Genomic DNA, 18130 nt, shown 5'->3' with positions numbered 1-18130 from the left:
GCGGGCGCAGGGCCGGGCGCGGAGCGCGGCGTGAGGAGCGCGGGGTGCGGGTCAGCCCGGGACCCGGGCGGCGATGAGGGCGCGGCGCAGGTCGAGCGCGGTGCCGGACTTCGCCGACACCATCACCGCGACGTCGCGGAGGCGGACCCGCGCGAGGAATGCCGCCAGGCCGTCGCGGTCGAGCGGCGCCTCGTCGGAGTACGCCGGGCAGCGCATGTCGTCGGTGTGCGGGACCGCGCGGTCGCGCCCCTCGACCTCGTCGACGTACACCCCGTAGAGCACCATCTCCGACACGTGCAGCTCGTGACCGACGGCGGCGGCCCACGGCAGCCCGGTCACGGCCTCGACGCGGGCGAGCATCCGGCGCACGACGGCGGGCTCCCACAGGCACGGCCAGCACACGTAGTCGGGCCGGGCGGGCTCGTCGCCGGGCGGCAGACCGAGCAGCCGGCGCGCGACCTCGTGCCACCGGACGTGCCGCGGGAGGTGGGCGCTCACGGCGCCCTCGCGCCGGTACAGGGGCACGGCGCCGTCCGGCGCGAAGGTGCGCGGCCCGAACGGCCGGACGAACACCAGGTCCGAGTCGGCGAGCAGCACCAGGTCGTCGTCCGCGGCCGCCGCTGCGGCGAGCTTGACCACCTGCTGCGCGACCCACCCGCGGACCGGTGGGAACGGGGCCCGCGGGTCGAGCCAGAGGTTGAGGCCGGGGATCTTGCGCAGGGGGCGCGGCACGACGGCGCGGGCGTCCTGGACCGTGGTGCGCTCGCCCGCGAGCGACCGGAACAGCCCCAGGTCGGCGGGCGGCACCACCAGCGCGTGCCGCACCGCGGGCGGGGCCAGGCGGAGCACCGAGCGGTTCAGCTCGACGCACAGCGCGTGGTCCGGGCGGTAGGACGGGGTCAGCACGAGCATGGTCGGGCTCGGGGTCGGGGTCGGGGTCGCGGCGGTCACGGGCCGACCACCCGGCTCCCGGGGGCCGCCCCGGTCGCGGACGGCGACGCCCCGCCTCCCGCGGCCCCGCGCTCCGCGACCCCCGGCGCCCCGGCCCCGTTCCCCGCGACCCCCGGCACCCCGCGCACGTGCCCCTCGACGAGCGCCACAAGCCGCGCCTGCGCCTCGCCCCAGGACCGTCCCGCCACGCTCGCCTGCACCACCGCCGCCCGGCCCGCCGGGTCCGGGTGCCCGACCGCCGCGGACAGCGCCCCGGCGACCGCGCCGGGGGTCGGGGCGGCCCACAGGACGTGCGGGTTCGGCAGGTCGGCGCGCGCGTCGGCGGAGTCGTTGACCACCGGCACCGTGCCCGCCGCGAGCATCTCCTCGGCGACCAGCGAGATGTTGGTGAACGACAGCGCGAGCCCCGCCAGCGTCCGGTGGTACAGCGCGTTCAGCGCCTCCGGGTCGAGCCCGCCGTGCCGGGTCGCCGGGACCCCGAGGTCGGGCGCGGGGTCGCCGTAGACGTGGATCTCCTGGTCCGGGTGCCGCGCGTGGAACTGCCGCAGCGCGAGCCGGGCCAGGTCGTACCCCCGCCGGGGGACGTCGGGCTTCGCGTACAGCACGACGCCGCTGCGGGTGGTCGGCGGGAGCGGCCGGTAGACGGCGGTGTCGCAGCCGAACGGGACGACGTCCACCGCGACGCCGAGGTCCGTGCGCAGGTGGCCGGCGACCATCTCGCCCAGGGCGAGCACCCGCAGCCCGAGCCGGTAGGAGTCCTCGGCGAGCGCGCGCTGGGCGCCGTGCGGGTAGAAGTACGGCTCGACGTCCTGGACGAAGTACAGCCGGCGCATCGGCTCGGTGCCGCGGCGGGCGAGCACGTGCGCCGTCTGCCAGGACGTCGCCACGCACGCGTCGACGCCGTGGATCCCGTCCGCCACGTCCCGGACCTCGGCCCGCACGCCCGGCCAGCCGGCCCGCACGACGGCGGCGCGCTGCCGGACGTCCCCGCCGTGCCGGTCGTACAGGTAGAGCACGCACCGGTGCCCCGCCTCCTCCAGGGCCTGCACCATCCGGAACATCGTGGTGTGGCCGCCGGAGCGCGGGCCCGGGGGCACGCACACCCAGCCGATCGTGAGCGGCCGGTCCGGGTGCGGCGGTGCGGGGGGGACGTCGCGCGCGGCCGACCCGGGGTCGGCGACGTCGCCGGGGAGCAGCGGGAACTCGAGCGCGGCGGCGCCGGTGATCCGGTACAGCCGCGCCGCGGCGCGCTGCGCCGTCTCGCGCGCGCCGATCGCCCGCACCCGCCGCCCCAGGGCCGGCAGGTCCCGCGCCCTCACGCCGCGCCCTCCCGGGGCACCGTGCCCGCGGCGGACGGCTCCCCGTCCGCGGGCGGCCGGTACGCCCCGGCCCTGCCGGCGGCGCCCGAGCCCGCGGGCAGGAGCGGGCCCGCGCCGTCGCGGGTGTAGGTGCCCGTGCGGGCCCAGCGGCGCGCGCGGCGCACGTCGTCGGCGCGCACCCGCACCGCCCGCCCGAGGCCGACCGCCCGGTCGAGCGGCCCCGGCGAGGCGTCGAGCGCGGCGTCCAGCCGCGCCCACGGACCGGCGAGCTCCGGCGCGACCCGCAGCGCCTCCGCCATCAGCCGGCGCACGCGCTCCGGGTCGCGGCGGCCGCGGTCGACCTCGTACCGGCACGCCCGCAGCGCCTGGCGCACCAGCGCACGGCGGGACGCGGCCAGCAGGTCGTCCCGCTCCGGCAGCCCCGCCGCCCCGCCGGCGGCGAGCTCGGCGAACGCGGCCACCCGCTCGCGGAAGTCGGTCGCGTCGTCGACCTGGCGCGCCGAGAGGCTGGCGGCGTGCTCGCGGTGCCAGGCCTGGTCGGCGCCGCCCACGTGGGCGACGTCGGAGCGGGCCGCCAGCCGGAGCCACATCTCCATGTCGTGCGCGTGCGCCAGCGGCCGCTGGCCGCCGACGGCCGCCACCACCGACGCGCGCATGAGCACCTCCGGCGAGGTGATGACGTTGTAGCCGTCGGCGCACCGGTCGGCGAGCCAGCGCCGACCGGGCCACACGGTCCACCGGCGGACCCGGGTCCGGGCCGCGGGCGGCTCGCCGGTGAAGTGCACGGGGTGCCCGTACACCAGGCCCACCGACGGGTACGCGCGGGCGACGGCCACCGACCGCGCGAGCGAGCCGGGCGTGAGCAGGTCGTCGGCGTCGAGCCGCACCAGGAACTCCCCCGTCGCCCGCGCGAGCCCGTCGTTGAACGTCTCGACCGGACCGCGGTTGCGGGCGTGCGCCAGGACGGCGACCCGCGGGTCGCGGTCGGCCAGGCGCCGGGCGACGGCGAGGGAGTCGTCCGTGGACGCGTCGTCCACCACGACCACGTCGACGCGCACGCCCCCCTGGTCCAGCACGCTGTGCACGGCCGCGGGGAGGTAGCGCGCGTAGTCGTGGCACGGGACCACCACCGTGACGGTCGCGTCGCCGGTCCCGACCGGGCGGGGGCGCGCGCGGACGGTCCGGGTCAGCGGTGGGGCGGCGGGGGTCACGGGACGCGCTCCGGGTCGGGCGGCACCGCCACCGGGGCGGCGGCCGGGGCGGCGCCCGCCCCCGAGGCCGGCGCCACGGCCGGCACCGGCGGCGCGACCGGCACCGGCGGCGCGACCGGGTCGACGGTCGGCGCGGGGCCCCCGCCCGGTACCGGCACCGGGGCAGGGGCCGCGTCGAGGGTCCCGAGCGCGGAGTCCCGGCGCGCCCCCGACCGCAGCCCCCGCAGGTCCCGCAGCAGCGGCCGCCCGACGAGCGCGACGTACACCAGCGCCCCCGCCGTACCGCCGGCCGCCAGCGCGCCGAGCGGCCCCGGCACCTGCCGCGCCACCAGCACCGCTGCGGCCACGGTCGGCCCCGCGGCCACGAGCGGCAGCCAGGTCGCCGCCGCCAGCGCCCGCAGGTCCCCGCCGCTGCGCCGCACCGCGCCGAGGTACAGCGGGAGCACCACGACCGCGGCGACCACCACGTGCGCCCAGCCGACCCCGGCCGAGCCGCCGACCCGCGCGCCGACGACCACCGCCGGCAGCAGCGCGACCAGCCACGCGACCTGCACGGCGAGGACCGGCCGGGTCGCCCCGCGGGCGATGAGGTAGGTCGCCAGCAGGTCGAACAGCACCCGCAGGGCCCCGAACGCCGCCAGCGCGGCGAGCGCACCCGCCGCGGGCGCCCACCGGCCGCCGTAGAGCAGCGTCACGACGGGCAGGCTCAGGGCGCCGAGCAGGCAGGCCGCCGGGACGGCGGCCGCCCAGGTGAGCCGGGTCGCGAGCGCCAGCCCGCCGTCCCCCGACGCCGGCCCGCCACCCGGCGGCCCGCTCGACGCCGGCCCGCCGGGCACCCCGTCCGCCACCTCGTGCCGCCCGTCGAGCCGCGCGAACGCCGCCAGCGCCACCGGCCGCACCGTCTGCCCGATGACCGTCATCGGCCAGCTCGCGACGTTGAACGCGAGCACGTAGTACCCGAGCGCCACCTCGCCCGCTCCGCGCGCCAGGACCACCTTGTCGACGGCGAGCAGCGCGATCGACAGCAGGTTCGCGCCGGCGAGCGGCGCGCCGTACGCGACCGCCCCGCGGGCCAGCTCCCGGTCGTAGCCGAACCGCGGGACCGTGCGGCTGAGCAGGAACTGGGTCCCGGTGGCGGCCGGCTGGGCGACGAGCCGCGAGACGGCCAGCGCCATCGGACCCCACCCGGCCCGCACCAGCAGGACGGTGACCACGGTGCCCACCACGAGGTCGACGAGGCCGGTCGCGAGCAGCTCGCGCTGGTGGAACCCGCGCTGCAGGCGCGCGTACGGGACGACGCCCGCGGCCGACACGACCAGGGTGGCGGCGAGCACGGCGATCACCGGGGCGGCGCGCTCGCTGCCCAGCGCGCGGGCCACCGGCTCCGCGGTCGCGGCCATGGCCCCGGCCAGCAGCGCGCCGAGGACCAGGCTGATCGTCGCGACGGTCGGCTCCAGGCGTCGGGGGTCGTCGGACCGCACGAGGTCGGCGCTCAGCCCCAGGTCGACGACGGTCACCAGGACGCCCTGGACCGCCAGCGCGATCGCGAACACGCCGAAGTCCTCCGGCACGAGCAGCCGCGCCAGCACGATGCCGACCAGCACGTTGCCGAACCGCAGCACGATGCTGCCCGCACCACCCCAGGCGAGCCCGCGGCCGACCAGCCTGCCGAGCCCGGCCGGCGCGGTCACCACGCCCCCTCGCGCTGCCCGGCGCCGTCCCGAGGCGCCGTGCCCGCCCCGCGCGCCCCGGCACCCGCCCCACGCGGCCCGGCCCCCGCGGCACGCTGCCCGGCGCCCACGGTCCCGCCCCGCGCGCCCACGTCCCCGCCGCGCCCGCCCGCCGACGCGGCACCGCCGGCCGCGGCCCACCGCCCACCGGCGCGCGCCCGCACCGCCGCGGCGGCACGCTGCCGGGCCAGCGACGCGCGGAACTTCGCCAGGTCCACCGCGCACCGCAGCAGCGCCTCCCGGCGCACGGCCTCGCTCGGGCGGGTGGCGACCGCGTCGGCGTACACCTCCTCCAGCCGCCGGCCGGCCGCTGCGAGGCTGTACGCGTCGAGCACGACGCCCCGCCCCAGCGCCCCGCGCTGCGCCCGCAGGCCCGGGTCGGCGAGCAGCGGCGCGAGCTCGCGCTCCAGGTCGGCGCCGTCCCCGGGCCCCTCGCACAGCCACCCGTCGTGCAGGAACCCGGGCAGCGTGTCCCGGGTCAGCGCCCGCCAGGCGCCGCGGTCGCCCTGCACGACCACCGGCTTGCCGAACGCCATGCCGCGCAGGACCGACGAGCCCATGCCGAGCACCACGTCGGCCGCGTCGTACGCCGGGCGCGGGTCGAGCAGCTGCCCGGTGACCACGACGACCTGCTCGCCGACCGCGGCGTTGACCGCGTCGGCCCGGGCGGCCACCCGCGCCTGCTCGGGCCCCGTCCCGGCCACCACCAGGCGGAGGGGGCCGGGCCACGTCCCGGCGGGCCGTCCCGCCGCCAGCCGGCCGACCACCTCGATCGCCGCCACCACGCCGTCCGCCTTGCCCAGGTCCGTCGACAGCCGGCCGACGACGGTCAGCACGAGGTCGTCGGGGCCCAGGCCCAGCACCGCCCGCGCGTCGGGCCCGGCCGTGCCGGGGGCGTCCCGCACGGTGTCGACGGGCGGCTCGACCAGGTGCACCCTGTCGCGGAGCGCCCGCTGCTGCTGCTGCAGCCGCCGGGTCCCGACCACGAGCGGTTCGTGGCGCGGCACGTGCTCGGGCACGTCCATCGACAGCACGGTGGTGACCAGGGGCGTGCCGAGCCGGCGGTGCGGGCCGAACGCCAGGTCGACCGACGGTCCCCACTCGTACCCGTGCACGACGTCCACGCCGCGGTCCACGACGAGCCGGCGCAGCGCGGCCATATTCCGGGGCGAGGGCCACCGCCCCTCCTGCGGCGCCCGGACGTACTCCAGCCCGAGCGCGCCGGCCAGGGGCACGAGGTCGCCCTCCGGACCGAACATCAGCACGTCGTGGCCCGCGCGCGCCGCCTCGTGCGCGAGCTGCACGGCGTTGAGCTGGCTGCCCCCGACCTCCATCACGCCGGGGTAGACGAGGATCCTCACGCGACCGCCCTCCGCAGCACGTCGACGACCTGCTCCTGCTGCGCCGCCGTCAGGTGGGGGTGCATCGGGAGCGACAGGATGCGGCCCGCCGCGGCCTCGGCGACGGGGAACGCCCCGGGCCCGAGCCCGAGGTGCCGGTAGGCGCCGGTGAGGTGCAGCGGCACCGGGTAGTGCACCCCGGCCCCGATGCCCGCGTCGTGCAGGGCGGCGAGCGCCCGGTCACGGTCGGGCACCTGGACGACGTACAGGTGCCAGGCGTCCTCGTTGGCCGGGTCGGGCACGGGGGGCCGGACCCCGGGCACGTCCCGGAGCAGGGCCGCGTACCGCGCCGCTGCCTCCCGGCGCCGCGCGTTCCACCCGGCGAGCCGCCGCAGCTTGGCCTCCAGCACCACGGCCTGGACGGTGTCGAGGCGGGAGTTCATCCCGACGACGTCGTGCCGGTACTTCCGGGTGCTGCCGTGCGCGGCGAGGGCGCGCACCCGCTGCGCCACGGCGGCGTCGTCCGTCGTCACCGCGCCGGCGTCCCCGGCCGCGCCGAGGTTCTTGCCCGGGTAGAAGCTGGTGGCCGCCGCGAGCCCGAGCGTCCCGGCCGACCGGCCGTGGCGGCGCGCGCCCTGGGCCTGCGCGGCGTCCTCGACGAGCGGGACCCCCGCGTCGGCCGCGGTCGTCAGCAGCTCCTCGACCGGCGCCACCTGGCCGAACAGGTGTACCGGCACCAGCGCCGCCGTCCGGGGCCCCACGGCCGCGCGCACCGCGGCCGGGTCGACCAGGAGGTGCACGGGGTCGACGTCGACCGGCACCGGGACCGCGCCGATCCGGGACACCGCCTCGGCGGTCGCGACGAACGTGTTGACCGGCAGCACCACCTCCTCGCCCGGTCCGACGCCGACCGCGCGCAGGGCGAGCTCGAGGGCGTCCGTGCCGTTGGCCACGCCGACGCAGTGCCGCGCGCCGACAGCCGCGGCGTAGGCCGCCTCGAACCGGCCGACCGCCGGCCCTCCGACGAACGCGGTGGTCGCGAACACCTCGTCCAGCCCGGCGAGCACCTCCGCGTGCACCTCCGCCTGCTGCGCCCCGAGGTCGACCAGGGGGATCCTCATGCGCGCACCGCCGTCCCGCCGTCCCGGGCCCGCCGCTCGCCGGGCCGGTGGCCGTCGGCCGCCCGGTGCAGCGGCCGCGCCGGGACGCCCGCCCAGGTCTCGTCGTCCGGCAGGTCCGTCAGCAGCACCGCACCCATGCCCAGCGTGCTGCCCGCCCCGACCCGGACCCGCTCGCGCACGGCCGACCGCATCCCGAGGTAGGCGCGCGGCCCGACGCGCACCCCGCCGCCGAGGGTCGCCCCCGCGGCGAGGGTCGCGGCGTCCCGCACGTCGTCGTCGTGGGTCAGGGTGACGTGCGGCATCAGCACCACGTGCCGACCGACCCGGACGTCCGCGGTGAGCACCACGCCGGCGAGCAGCACCGACCCGGCACCCACGGTGCAGCCGTCCGGCACCTCGACGGAGGGGTGCACGACGGTCGCCCACCGGTCCGGGCCGACGCCGGCCGCCGCGAGCCGGGTGACCAGCCCGCCGCGCGCCCGCCCGTGGCCGACGCACACGAGCACCGCCGCCTCCGGCAGCCCCGCCAGCGCGCGCAGGCCGCCGAGCACCGGCACCCCGCCGAGCTCGCGGCCGTGCGTCGCCGGGTCGTCGTCGAGCACCCCGACCGGCGCGTACGGCCCGTGCCGCCGGACCACCGCCAGCACCTCGCGGGCCAGGCCGCCGGCCCCGACCAGCACCAGCGGCCGGCCGCCCGCGGTCACGGGACCGCCCCGCCGACGGCCGCGCGCAGCACGTCCACCACGCGGTCCTGCTCGGCGCCGGTCATCTCGTGGAACAGCGGCAGGATCAGCGTCCGGTCGGTCAGCCGCTCGGTCACCACGAGCGGGACCGCACCGTGGTCCCCGCCGGCGTAGGCGGGCTGCCGGTGCGCGGCCATGATCCCGCGCCGTGCCGACACGTCCGCCACGGCCAGCCGGGCCAGCAGGCCGTCCCGGTCGACGGGCGACCCCGGGAGCACCTCGACCCAGTAGGACTGGAAGTTGCCGGCGCCCCACGGCGGGTCCGCCACCGGGCGCAGGACGGGCAGGTCCGCGAGCTGCTCGGCGTAGGCCGCGGCGAGCGCACGACGGCGGGCGACGGCCTCCGGGAGCCTGCCGAGCTGCACCAGCCCGACCGCGGCCTGCAGGTCGGTCATCCGGTAGTTGAACCCGACCTCCAGGTACTCCTCGGGCGGGGCCAGCACGGCGCCGTGCCGCTCGGCGGCCGACACGCTCATCGCGTGCTCCCGCAGCCGGCGCGCCCGTGCCGCCCAGTCCGAGCGGCCGGTGGTGAGCATCCCGCCCTCGCCGGTCGTGAGGATCTTCCGGGGGTGGAACGACCACGCCGCGATCTCGGCCCGCGCACCCACGGGCGCGCCGCGGTACGTCGAGCCCGCCGCGCACGCCGCGTCCTCGACCACGACGACGCCGAGCGGGTCGGTGACGGCGCGGACGGCGTCCAGGTCGACCGGCACCCCGCCCTGGTCGACCGCGATCACGGCCGTCGTCCGCGGGGTCAGGGCCTCGGCCACCGTCGCCGCCGTGACGTTCCCCGTCCGGAGGTCGACGTCGGCGAACACCGGGCGCCCGCCCGCGTGCACCACCGCGTTCGCCGTCGCCACGAACGACAGCGAGGGGACCACCACGTCGTCGCCGGGCCGCACGCCCGCGACGACCAGCGCCAGGTGCAGGGCCGCGGTGCAGGACGACAGCGCCACCGCCCCGTCCGCCCGCTGCGCCGCGGCGAACGCCGCCTCGAACGCCGCGACGCGCGGGCCCTGCGCGACCCAGCCGGACGCGAGCACCTCGGTGACCGCGGCGACCTCCTCGGCGCCGAGCCAGGGGCGCATGACGTGCAGCGTGGTCACGGCGCCACCGCCGCGCCCGCGGACCGCCCGGCCGCGACGGCCGCCCGCCGCGGCCGCCACCAGTCGACGAGCTCGCGCAGCCCCTCGTCCAGCCCCACCTCCGCGACGAACCCGAGGTCCCGCCGCGCGGCCGTGGTGTCGGCGAGCCGCCGGGGCACCCCGTTCACCACCCGCTCCGGGCCGTGCTCGACCGCGAGGTCGCTGCCCATGACCCGCAGCAGCGCCTCGGCGAGCTGCAGCAGCGACGTCTCGGTGCCGCTCGCGACGTTGTACGGGCCCCGGGCCGCCGCGGACGTCGCCGCGAGCACGTTGGCCCGCGCGACGTCGCGCACGTGCACGAAGTCCATGGTCTGCCGCCCGTCGCCGAACACCAGCGGCGGCAGCCCGTCGGCGATGCGCTCCATCCAGCGCACGAGCACCTCGGTGTACCGGCCGTGCACGTCCATCCGCGGCCCGTACACGTTGAAGTACCGCAGCATCACGGTGTCCAGCCCGTGGGTCGCCCGGAACGCCCGCGCCATGCCCTCGGCGAACGACTTGGCCGCGCCGTAGAACGTGTCGTTGTTGTGGTGGTGGTGCCGCTCCCCGGTCGGGAACTCCTCCGCCGCCCCGTAGACGGACGCGCTCGACGCCGCCACCACCCGGGCCACCCCGTGCTCGGCCGCGGCCTCCAGCACCGTGAACGTGCCGTCGACCAGCACCTCGAGGGCGAGCCGCGGCTCGTCGGCGCACTGCGTGATCCGGATCGCCGCCTGGTGGAACACGACGTCCGCGCCCCGCACGACGTCGTGCACGGCGTCCCGGTCCCGCAGGTCGCCGACCACCAGGTCGACGCGTCCGGAGGCCAGTGCGGCCGCGAGGTTGTCCCGGCGGCCGCGGGACAGGTCGTCGAGCACCACGACGCGACCCGCTTCCGCCGCCAGCAGCCGGTCCACCAGGGTCGAGCCGACCGTGCCGGCACCGCCCGTCACCACGACCCGGGCGCCCGCCAGCGCGGTCACCGCCGGCGGCCCTTCACGCCGGCGTCCACCAGGTCGCCGCGGGCCACCGGCACCAGCCGGCCGCCGTCGGACAGGCTCAGGGACGCGGACTCCAGCACGTCGAGCACCCGCAGTCCCGCGTGCCCGTCGGTCAGCGGCGCCCGGCCCGCCCGCACCGCGGCGGCGAACTCCTCGACCACCGCGGACAGCGCCTCGCGCTCGGGCAGCGCCGGCGACCAGGCGTCGCCGAGCCGGTAGGACACCCGCGCGCTCGTGCGGTCCGGCAGGCTCTCCCCCGGGTCGACGCCGCGGTCGTAGACCGTGAGCCGCTGCTGCGGGGCGAGGTCGTCCCAGACCAGCGTGCGCCGGCTCCCGCCGACCACCATCTGCCGGATCTTCGTGGGGCTGAGCCAGTTGACGTGCAGGTGCGCCAGCGCCCCGCCGGCCAGCGGCAGCGTGAGGTAGCCGACGCACGACCGCCCGACGCCGAGCGGGTCGCCGCCCTGCGCCGCTACGCCGGTCGGCACCAGCCCGCCGGGGACGATGAAGTCGAGGATCGACAGGTCGTGCGGCGCCAGGTCCCAGAACACGTCGACGTCCGGCTGCACCAGGCCCAGGTTGATCCGCACCGAGTCGACGAAGTGCAGGTCACCCAGCGAGCCGTCGGCGACGAGGTCCCGGATCGCCCGCACCGCCGCCGTGTAGCAGAACGTGTGGTCGACCATGAGCACCCGGCCCCGCTCGGCGGCGCGGGCGACCATGCGCCGGGCGTCCGCGCCGTTGGCCGCGACGGGCTTCTCCACGAGCACGTGCTTCCCGGCGTCCAGCGCGGCCAGCACGATCCCGGCGTGCGTCGCCGCGGGCGTCGCGACCGCCACCGCGTCGACGTCGTCCCGCGCCAGCAGCTCGGCCGGGTCCGTGAGCACCTCGACGGTGCTGCGGCCGCCGACCACCCGGCGGGCCCGCTCGGGGTCCCGGTCGCACACGGCGACCAGGTCCCAGTCGGCCGACGCGCGGAAGTTCCGGGCCAGGTGGGGGCCCCAGTACCCCGCGCCGACCACCGCGATCCGTAGGGGATCTGCCATGCGGCTCGCCTCCTCGTGACGTAGCCGTAGTGTGTCCGGCCCAATTCGGACATGTCACGCATAACGGACATTTCTCACCCGCTCCGCCGGTGCCGCGCCTGCCGGGCGGCGCCGTATCGTCCGGAGGGTCGCCGCGCCCGGCCGAGGGCGGGCGGCACGGGAGGCCGCGTGGACGCCAGCCAGCACCCCGCCGCGGGGGTCGCGCGCTCCCGCGCGACTCCCGGCGGCCGGGCGGACGGCGGCCCGACCACCGCCCCCGGCGCCGACGTCGACCCGCGCGCGACCCTCGGGGCGGGCACGCGCGTCTGGCACCTCGCGCAGGTCCGCGAGGGCGCGGTCGTGGGCGCGGACTGCGTCGTCGGGCGCGGCGCCTACCTCGGCCCCGGCGTGCGGGTCGGTGACCGGTGCAAGATCCAGAACCACGCCCTGGTCTACGAGCCGGCCGTGCTGGAGGAGGGCGCGTTCGTCGGCCCCGCCGCCGTGCTCACCAACGACCTGCACCCCCGTGCCGTCAACCCGGACGGCACCCTGAAGTCCGCCGACGACTGGCACGCGGTCGGCGTCACCGTGCGCGCCGGCGCGTCCGTCGGCGCGCGGGCGGTGTGCGTGGCGCCGGTCGTCGTCGGCCGGTGGGCCCTGGTCGCGGCGGGCGCGGTCGTCACGCGGGACGTGCCGGACCACGCGCTCGTCGCGGGCGTCCCGGCACGCCGCATCGGCTGGGTCGGCCGCAGCGGGGAGCAGCTCGTGGCCGACGGTCGCGGCCGGTGGCGCTGCCCGGCGACCGGCGACGCCTACGTCGAGACCGACGCGGGTCTGCGCCCGGCGACCCCGGCCGACGACGCCGGCCCGCACTCACCTACACGTCCAACCTGCCCTACCTCCCCCACGGCAGCGGCGCGTTCTTCCACCTGTGGACCCTGGCGACCGAGGAGCAGTTCTACCTGCTCTGGCCGCTCGTCCTCGCGCTCGCGTGGCGCCGGCGGTGGGTCGGCCGCGTGGCCGCCCTCGGCATCGCCGGCTCGCTGCTGCTGTGCGCCGCGACCATCGCGTACCAGGCGCCGGACGTCGCCCGCGTCTACGCCCTGCCGACCTCGTGGTCCGTGGCGTTGTTCACCGGCTGCGCGCTCCGGCTCGGCCGCGACCGGGCGTCGCGGGCGCTGCCGGCCGGGACCACGGCGCGGCGCCTGCTGGCCGGGGCGCTGCTGGCGGCGTTCGCGGCCCTCGCCGTGGTGCCGGGGCTGGACGCGTCGCCGTGGATGTACCTCGCCGTCATCCCGGCGGTCGCGGTGGCCTCGGCGGTGCTCGTGCTGCTGGCCGCGGAGTCGCGGTGGCGGGCGCACGGGCCGGTGCGGGCCGTCGTCGCGCTCGGCACCGTCTCGTACGCGGCGTACCTGTGGAACCTGCCGATCACCCAGTGGCTCGGCGACCCGCGGGACCTGGCGGGCGGGGCGCTCGGGATCGCGCTGACGCTGGCGGCGGCGACGGCGAGCTGGTGGCTGGTCGAGCGGCCCGCCGCGCGGCTGCGCCGCCGCTGGCAGGACGGCGCCGGCCCCGGCGTCGTCCTGCGCCCCCGCGTGCCGAGCCCGCGGGTCCCGCGCCCGCGGGTCCCGCGCCCGCGTCCGACCGCCGAGTGAGCAACCGACACGTCGAGAGTGCATCCGGCGGATGCACTCTCGACGTGTCGGGTACCCCCTCGGTGCGCGCGGGGCGCGCGGAGGTGGCCCGGCGCGCGGGGTAGCGTCGAGCGGTGACCACCGGCCTCCCGATCCACGCCGACGCCATCGACGCCGACCTGGTCCGCGCGCTGGTCGCCGAGCAGCACCCGAGGTGGGCGGACCTGCCGGTGCGGCCGGTGGCGGACGGCGGCAACGACCACCGGATGTTCCGGCTCGGCCAGGACCTGGCCGTGCGGCTGCCCAGCGCGCCCGGCTACGTGCCGCAGGTCGCCAAGGAGCAGACCTGGCTCCCCCGGCTCGCCCCGCACCTGCCGCTGCCGGTCCCGGAGGTGCGCGCCGTCGGCGAGCCCTCCGAGCGGTTCCCCGCGCCGTGGTCCGTCTACGGCTGGCGGCCCGGCACCCCGCTGGCGCGCACCCCGGTCGACGACCCGGTCCGGCTCGCCGGCGACCTCGCGCAGTTCCTCGTCGCGCTGCGCGGCTGCGACACGACGGGCGCGCCCGGTCCCGGCCTGCACAGCGCGTTCCGCGGCGGCCCGCTGGAGCACTGGGACGACGAGGTCGGCGACATCCTGCACCGGGTGCACGGCCGCGACCGGGACCTGGCGGCGGGCCTGTGGCGCGACGCCCTGGACGCACCGCCGACCGGCGCACCGACCTGGCTGCACGGCGACGTGGCGGTCAACAACCTGCTCGTGCGCGACGGGGTGCTCGCGGCCGTGCTCGACTTCGGCTGCTCCGCGGTCGGCGACACCGCGTGCGACACCACGCCCGTGTGGACCTGGCTCTCCGGCGCGGCGCGCGAGGTGTTCCGCGCCGAGCTCGGCGTGGACGACGCGACCTGGGCCCGCGGGCGGGGCTGGGCCGTGTGGAAGGCGCTGATCCTCGTCACGAACGAGCCCCCGGAGCAGCGTCGGCTGGCCCGGCACGTGCTCGACGAGCTGCACGCGGGGGTGTGAGCGCGCGGGTGTGAGCGCGGGTCCTCGGCTCAGCCCCAGAAGTCCGCGAGCCGCCCCGCCAGCGCCCGGCCCTGGTCGTGCCCGGCCCGCGCCGCCACCGGCCGCAGGGCGGGGTCCATCGCCCGCTCGCCGAACAGGCCCGGGTCGTCCGGGACGACCACCTCGACCCGGCTGCCGGCGGCCCGCAGGTCCTCGACCTGCGCCGCGAGGTCGAGCCGCCACGCCGCCGGGGTCAGCGACGCCCCGCCGAGCGGCGCCAGCACGAGCACCCGCCCGTACCCCGCGGCCAGGTCGGCGTTCTCCCCGCGCCGGTGCGCGCCGTCGACGTACCACCGGTCACCGATGGGGTACGCCGGCCCGCCGGCACAGCTCGCGGCCACGGCGTCCACGAGCTCGACCCCGCTCGACCTGTCGAGGACGACCGGCTCACCGGTGTGCGCGTCGACCGCGGTGAGGAGCGTCCGCCGCTCCGGCCACGCCGCCCGCGGCAGCCGCGCCGCGACGGTGGCCCGCCACCGCCCCGGCGCGTCCGGGCCGGCCGCCGCCGCCCGCTCCAGCGCGTCCGCGCCCGTCCGGCGCCGCAGGTCGGCGGGGTCCGCCGCGGCGGCGACCAGGGCGCGGCGGCGCGCCAGGTGCTGCGCGACGCCGCCGGCGCCGTGCCCGCCCGCTCCACCCCGGCTCGCCGCGGAGCCCCCGGGCCCGCCCGCTCCCCGGCCCGGTGCCGCCCCGTCCGCCCGCGGCGCCGGCGGCACCGGCGGCACCAGGGTGGCCGCGTACAGCTCCGCGGCGGCCGCCCCGCCGAGCTGAGCCGCGGCGGTCGCCCCCGCGGACGTCCCGACCACGAGGTCGGCGGCGGTCACGTCGACCCCGCCGTCGAGCAGCCCGGCCGCGACGCCGAGCAGCCAGGCGTTGCCGCTCGAGCCGCCGCCGCCCAGGACGAGGGCGCGCTCGCCGGAGCCGGTGGCGGGAGCAGGTGTCGTCACGATCCGGGGACGCTAGTCCTCCGGTGGGGCCGGCGCGACGGATTTCCGCGGCGCCCCGGCCGGTCGCCCGGTCACCGCACCAGTCCCAGGTACGCCAGCACCTCCGGCAGCACCTCGGCGACGGGTCGCGTGCTGTCCACCACCAGGCGCTCGTCGTGCCGCGGCTCGTACTCCCGCGCCGCGCGCCGGACGTCGTCCCACGTCGGCAGCGGGAACCCGGGCAGGTCGGCCGGGCGCGTCTCGACCCTGCGCCGGTGCTCCGCGCGGTCCGGGCACACGACCTCGACCACCCGCAGCGTCGCCCCGTGCGCCGCTGCGGTCCCGGCCCAGCCGTCGCGCGCCGCGCCCGAGGGGCTCACCGCGTCGGCGACGACCACCTGGCCGCGGCGGAGGTGCGGGCCGGCGAGCGCGTGCATCACCGCGTACGCGGCGATGCCGGACTGCTCCGGCGCGACGCCGTAGCGGCGCATCGCCGCGTCGATCGCGTCCACCCGGAGCGCCACCACCGGCACGGCGTCCGCCACCGCGGCCGCGAGCGTGGTCTTGCCCGAGCCGGGCAGACCGCAGACCTGGACCAGCACGTGGCTCCTCCTCGTCCGCCGGGCCCCGCGCGACGCCCGGCTCCCCTGCCCGTCAGCCCCGGTCCAGCGGGTCGTGCCCCCAGTTCATGAGCGAGTGCCGCCACGCCGAGTCCGCCACGTCGCCCGAAGGCCTCTGGGCGAGGTGCCGGTGCACGTAGCCGACCACCGTCCGCATGTGCGCGTAGTCGTCGTCCGTCAGGTCCGCCGTGCGCGTGCGGGCGATCTCGACGATCCGCCGTCCCGACCGGTGCCCGACCGACTCACCGTCGCCGTCCTTCTCCCCCACGGCTCGGGACTCCTCGGTCCCGAGCCAGCGCTCGAGCTCCGCCGGCGTCATCGTGACGGCGTCCGCGAACTCCCGCGCGACCCGGGCGCGCTCCTCCTCGTCCATGCGCGCCATCGTGGCACCGCGCGGGTGCCCGCACCCGTCGACCGTGCCCGGGCGGGCGCGCGGCACCTCGAGGTGCCGGCGCGTCCGGCGGGCCGGAGGTCCCGCACCGGCCGGCACCCCGCACGCGACGATGTCGCCGGCCAGCCGCCGCTCCGGGAGGACCGCCGTGCACCTCGACACCCACGCCGTGGACCGCTACCTCGCCCACGGCGACCTCGCGACCTCGTGGGTGGTCCGCGCGGCCGCGGGCGACGACGCCGGGCCGGCGCACCCGGTGCTGCCGCACGCCGACGACCGCGCCGTCGTGCGACGGCTGCGCGACGACCTCGTCCGGCTGCTCGACCCGTTCGCCCCGGCGCACCCGGACGCCTGGGCGGCGGTCGCGCCGGACTGGCCGGCGCGCGTCGAGGACGCGCGCGTCGCCCTGGTCGTCGGATGGCCGGAACCGTACGACGCCGGGCTCCGCACGGACCCGGACGGCCGCGACGTCGTCGTGCTCGACGTGGCGCGCCTCGCCGGATACGGACACGGCGCGGGGCTGGCGACGGCCCGGGCGGTGCTCGACCACGAGGTGGCGCACCTCCTCTTCGCGTCACGCTGGCCCGCCGACGCCGCCGCCGGCCACCGCAGCCGGCTCGACCGCCTGGTCTTCGACGAGGGGCTCGCCCACCACCTCGGCATGCGCGGCCACCCTGCGCTCGCCCCGTCGTCGGCGGCGCTCGCCGGCCGGCGGCGGGCCGCCCACGACGCCCTCCGGGCCGCGCGGGACCTGACCGACCCGGACGCGCAGCGCGCCGCCCTGCACCGGGCCGCGGCGGCGGACGACTTCTGGGACAAGTTCGGGTGCGTCGCCGGGGTGCTGGCGTTCGCCGACGCCGAGCGCGCCGGCGGTCTCGCCGGCCTGGCCGCGCTCGCCCGGCTGGGCAGGGCGGGCTTCGTCGACCGCGTCCTCGCCGCTCCGGCCGACGCCGCGCCCACCGGCACCTCCCGCTCCCTCACCGGCCGCGAGTAGCGTGCGCCGTGTCCGGACCGGGCACGACGAGAGGGGACGGCGCGTGGCCGACCGCATCGAGGAGCTGATGGACGCCAACCTGCGGCGGGTCTTCGGGGAGCGCGACCCCGAACGCCGGCGGGTGGCGATCGAGGACACCTACACCCGGGACGTCGTGTTCTCCGACCCCGAGGAGACCGTGCAGGGCTGGGACGCGGTGCACCGCAAGGCCCAGGGGCTGCTCGACGGCGCGCCGGGGTTCGCGTTCTCGGCCGACGGCCCCGTCCGCAGGGCGCAGGACCTCGCGCTGCTCGCCTGGCAGTTCGGCCCGCCGGGGCAGGACCCGGTGGTCCGGGGCATCGACGTCGCCGAGATCCGCGAGGAGCGCATCGCCCGGCTCTGGACGGTGCTGGTCCAGGACTGACCGGACGGGGGTGCGCCGGCGGAGTCGGGTCGGGGAGCCGCTGCTTCCGGGGTCGGCGGGCTCCGAGGTTGGCGGATCGCGCCGGCGGTTCCCGCGCGGTGAGCGGCCACCGAGTCCTCCACAGGGCGCGGGGCGTGCGTGGTCCCCAGGTCGGGTGTGCGATCCGGGGGTGGTGTCGGTGGTCGCCGGTAGCGTTCTTGCATGGCTGACCTGCAGGAACACCCCAGAGGCGACGTGGTCGCCGACCCGGTGCTGCCGGTCTACGCCGCCGACGGGACCTGCCTGACCGACTACGGCCCCGACCCCGTGGTGGCGTTCGGCGGGGCACCCCGGACCGGTGAGCAGCGGCAGATCGAGGCCATCGCCGCCTGCCCGCCCGGACCCGTGCTCGACGCGTGGTTGCGGGGCCTGGACCTGACCGTGCTGGCCCCGGCCATCCTGGTCGAGGTCGTGGCGGCGCGGGCCCGGATGGAGGCCCACCAGCACGCCGCGATGCTCGACGCCGTCGCCGAGCTCGCCCGTCGCCCCGAGATGCACCCGCA

18 protein-coding genes and 1 pseudogene are annotated in these 18130 nt (G+C 78.9%); 6 read left to right on the top strand and 13 right to left on the bottom strand.

Going from position 1 to position 18130, the window contains the following annotated elements; translation table 11 throughout:
• Positions 1-51: 51 nt before the first annotated feature.
• From FS882_RS20850 to FS882_RS04425, 10 genes are read right to left on the bottom strand one after another with little or no spacing between them, the layout of a single operon-like run.
• Positions 52-951, bottom strand: a complete 900-nt coding sequence (locus FS882_RS20850; protein ID WP_187365132.1) for a DUF6492 family protein — start codon at positions 949-951, stop codon at positions 52-54.
• On the bottom strand, positions 948-2270 hold the full coding sequence (locus tag FS882_RS04465) for a glycosyltransferase family 1 protein (RefSeq protein WP_187365131.1): 1323 nt from the start codon (positions 2268-2270) through the stop codon (positions 948-950). The genes FS882_RS20850 and FS882_RS04465 overlap by 4 nt, the downstream gene beginning before the upstream one ends.
• On the bottom strand, positions 2267-3481 hold the full coding sequence (locus FS882_RS04460) for a glycosyltransferase family 2 protein (RefSeq protein ID WP_187365130.1): 1215 nt from the start codon (positions 3479-3481) through the stop codon (positions 2267-2269). The genes FS882_RS04465 and FS882_RS04460 overlap by 4 nt, the downstream gene beginning before the upstream one ends.
• Positions 3478-5172, bottom strand: a complete 1695-nt coding sequence (locus tag FS882_RS04455; protein ID WP_187365129.1) for an oligosaccharide flippase family protein — start codon at positions 5170-5172, stop codon at positions 3478-3480. The genes FS882_RS04460 and FS882_RS04455 overlap by 4 nt, the downstream gene beginning before the upstream one ends.
• Complete coding sequence (locus FS882_RS04450) at positions 5169-6572, bottom strand: glycosyltransferase family 4 protein (protein WP_158371303.1); 1404 nt, start codon at positions 6570-6572, stop codon at positions 5169-5171. Before FS882_RS04450 ends, FS882_RS04455 begins: the two co-directional genes overlap by 4 nt.
• On the bottom strand, positions 6569-7672 hold the full coding sequence (locus FS882_RS04445; protein WP_158371301.1) for a DegT/DnrJ/EryC1/StrS family aminotransferase: 1104 nt from the start codon (positions 7670-7672) through the stop codon (positions 6569-6571). Before FS882_RS04445 ends, FS882_RS04450 begins: the two co-directional genes overlap by 4 nt.
• Positions 7669-8376 (bottom strand): NeuD/PglB/VioB family sugar acetyltransferase, encoded by a 708-nt coding sequence (locus tag FS882_RS04440; RefSeq protein WP_187365128.1) that lies wholly within the window; start codon positions 8374-8376, stop codon positions 7669-7671. Before FS882_RS04440 ends, FS882_RS04445 begins: the two co-directional genes overlap by 4 nt.
• A complete protein-coding gene (locus FS882_RS04435; RefSeq protein WP_158372030.1) occupies positions 8373-9503 on the bottom strand; it encodes a DegT/DnrJ/EryC1/StrS family aminotransferase in 1131 nt (376 codons plus the stop codon). Before FS882_RS04435 ends, FS882_RS04440 begins: the two co-directional genes overlap by 4 nt.
• Positions 9504-9517: 14 nt before the next feature.
• The gene (locus tag FS882_RS04430; protein ID WP_158371298.1) at positions 9518-10522 is read right to left on the bottom strand and encodes an NAD-dependent epimerase/dehydratase family protein; all 1005 of its coding nucleotides are present in this window, start codon (positions 10520-10522) and stop codon (positions 9518-9520) included.
• Positions 10519-11586 carry a Gfo/Idh/MocA family protein gene (locus FS882_RS04425; RefSeq protein WP_158371286.1) on the bottom strand — a complete coding sequence of 356 codons (1068 nt, stop codon included), beginning with the start codon at positions 11584-11586 and terminating at the stop codon, positions 10519-10521. The genes FS882_RS04430 and FS882_RS04425 overlap by 4 nt, the downstream gene beginning before the upstream one ends.
• Before the next feature lie 252 nt (positions 11587-11838).
• Here FS882_RS04425 and FS882_RS04420 point away from each other — a divergent pair.
• The 3 genes and pseudogenes from FS882_RS04420 to FS882_RS04410 form a co-directional block, all read left to right on the top strand.
• A pseudogene (locus FS882_RS04420) lies at positions 11839-12411 on the top strand (acyltransferase); the annotation flags it as partial.
• Positions 12351-13220: an acyltransferase family protein gene (locus tag FS882_RS04415; RefSeq protein ID WP_158371284.1), complete on the top strand. Its 870-nt coding sequence runs from the start codon at positions 12351-12353 to the stop codon at positions 13218-13220. The pseudogene FS882_RS04420 and the gene FS882_RS04415, both read left to right, overlap by 61 nt.
• Before the next feature lie 113 nt (positions 13221-13333).
• Positions 13334-14218, top strand: a complete 885-nt coding sequence (locus tag FS882_RS04410; protein ID WP_158371281.1) for an aminoglycoside phosphotransferase family protein — start codon at positions 13334-13336, stop codon at positions 14216-14218.
• A gap of 29 nt (positions 14219-14247) precedes the next feature.
• On the opposite strand, the gene FS882_RS04405 is transcribed toward FS882_RS04410, so the two are convergent.
• From FS882_RS04405 to FS882_RS04395, 3 genes are all read right to left on the bottom strand, one after another.
• Positions 14248-15201, bottom strand: coding sequence for a patatin-like phospholipase family protein (locus tag FS882_RS04405; RefSeq protein ID WP_158371279.1), 954 nt, complete (start codon positions 15199-15201; stop codon positions 14248-14250).
• A 71-nt stretch (positions 15202-15272) separates the two neighbouring features.
• On the bottom strand, positions 15273-15782 hold the full coding sequence (locus FS882_RS04400; RefSeq protein WP_158371277.1) for an AAA family ATPase: 510 nt from the start codon (positions 15780-15782) through the stop codon (positions 15273-15275).
• A 52-nt stretch (positions 15783-15834) separates the two neighbouring features.
• A complete protein-coding gene (locus tag FS882_RS04395; protein WP_158371274.1) occupies positions 15835-16173 on the bottom strand; it encodes a DUF3140 domain-containing protein in 339 nt (112 codons plus the stop codon).
• A gap of 166 nt (positions 16174-16339) precedes the next feature.
• On the opposite strand from FS882_RS04395, the gene FS882_RS04390 reads away from it, so the two are divergent.
• From FS882_RS04390 to FS882_RS04380, 3 genes are all read left to right on the top strand, one after another.
• Positions 16340-17185, top strand: coding sequence for a hypothetical protein (locus tag FS882_RS04390; protein WP_158371272.1), 846 nt, complete (start codon positions 16340-16342; stop codon positions 17183-17185).
• Positions 17186-17228: 43 nt separating this feature from the next.
• Positions 17229-17588 carry a nuclear transport factor 2 family protein gene (locus FS882_RS04385; protein ID WP_262348063.1) on the top strand — a complete coding sequence of 120 codons (360 nt, stop codon included), beginning with the start codon at positions 17229-17231 and terminating at the stop codon, positions 17586-17588.
• Between the two features lie 201 nt (positions 17589-17789).
• The coding region (locus tag FS882_RS04380) for a hypothetical protein (protein WP_158371270.1) at positions 17790-18130 on the top strand (341 nt) is incomplete at its 3' end.

The sequence above is a fragment of the Cellulosimicrobium cellulans genome (assembly GCF_007679345.1).
GTDB classification, from domain to species: Bacteria; Actinomycetota; Actinomycetes; order Actinomycetales; family Cellulomonadaceae; genus Cellulomonas; species Cellulomonas cellulans_A.
The sequence above is the reverse complement of the archived record's forward strand: the minus strand, read 5'-3'. Positions and strand labels throughout refer to the sequence as shown.

Excerpts from the sequence above, each read along its gene's own strand:
- FS882_RS04425 (WP_158371286.1), bottom strand. The coding sequence starts at position 11,586 with ATGGCAGATCCCCTACGGATCGCGGTGGTCGGCGCGGGGTACTGGGGC.
- FS882_RS04445 (WP_158371301.1), bottom strand. The coding sequence starts at position 7,672 with ATGAGGATCCCCCTGGTCGACCTCGGGGCGCAGCAGGCGGAGGTGCAC.
- FS882_RS04435 (WP_158372030.1), bottom strand. The coding sequence starts at position 9,503 with ATGCGCCCCTGGCTCGGCGCCGAGGAGGTCGCCGCGGTCACCGAGGTG.
- FS882_RS04395 (WP_158371274.1), bottom strand. The coding sequence starts at position 16,173 with ATGGACGAGGAGGAGCGCGCCCGGGTCGCGCGGGAGTTCGCGGACGCC.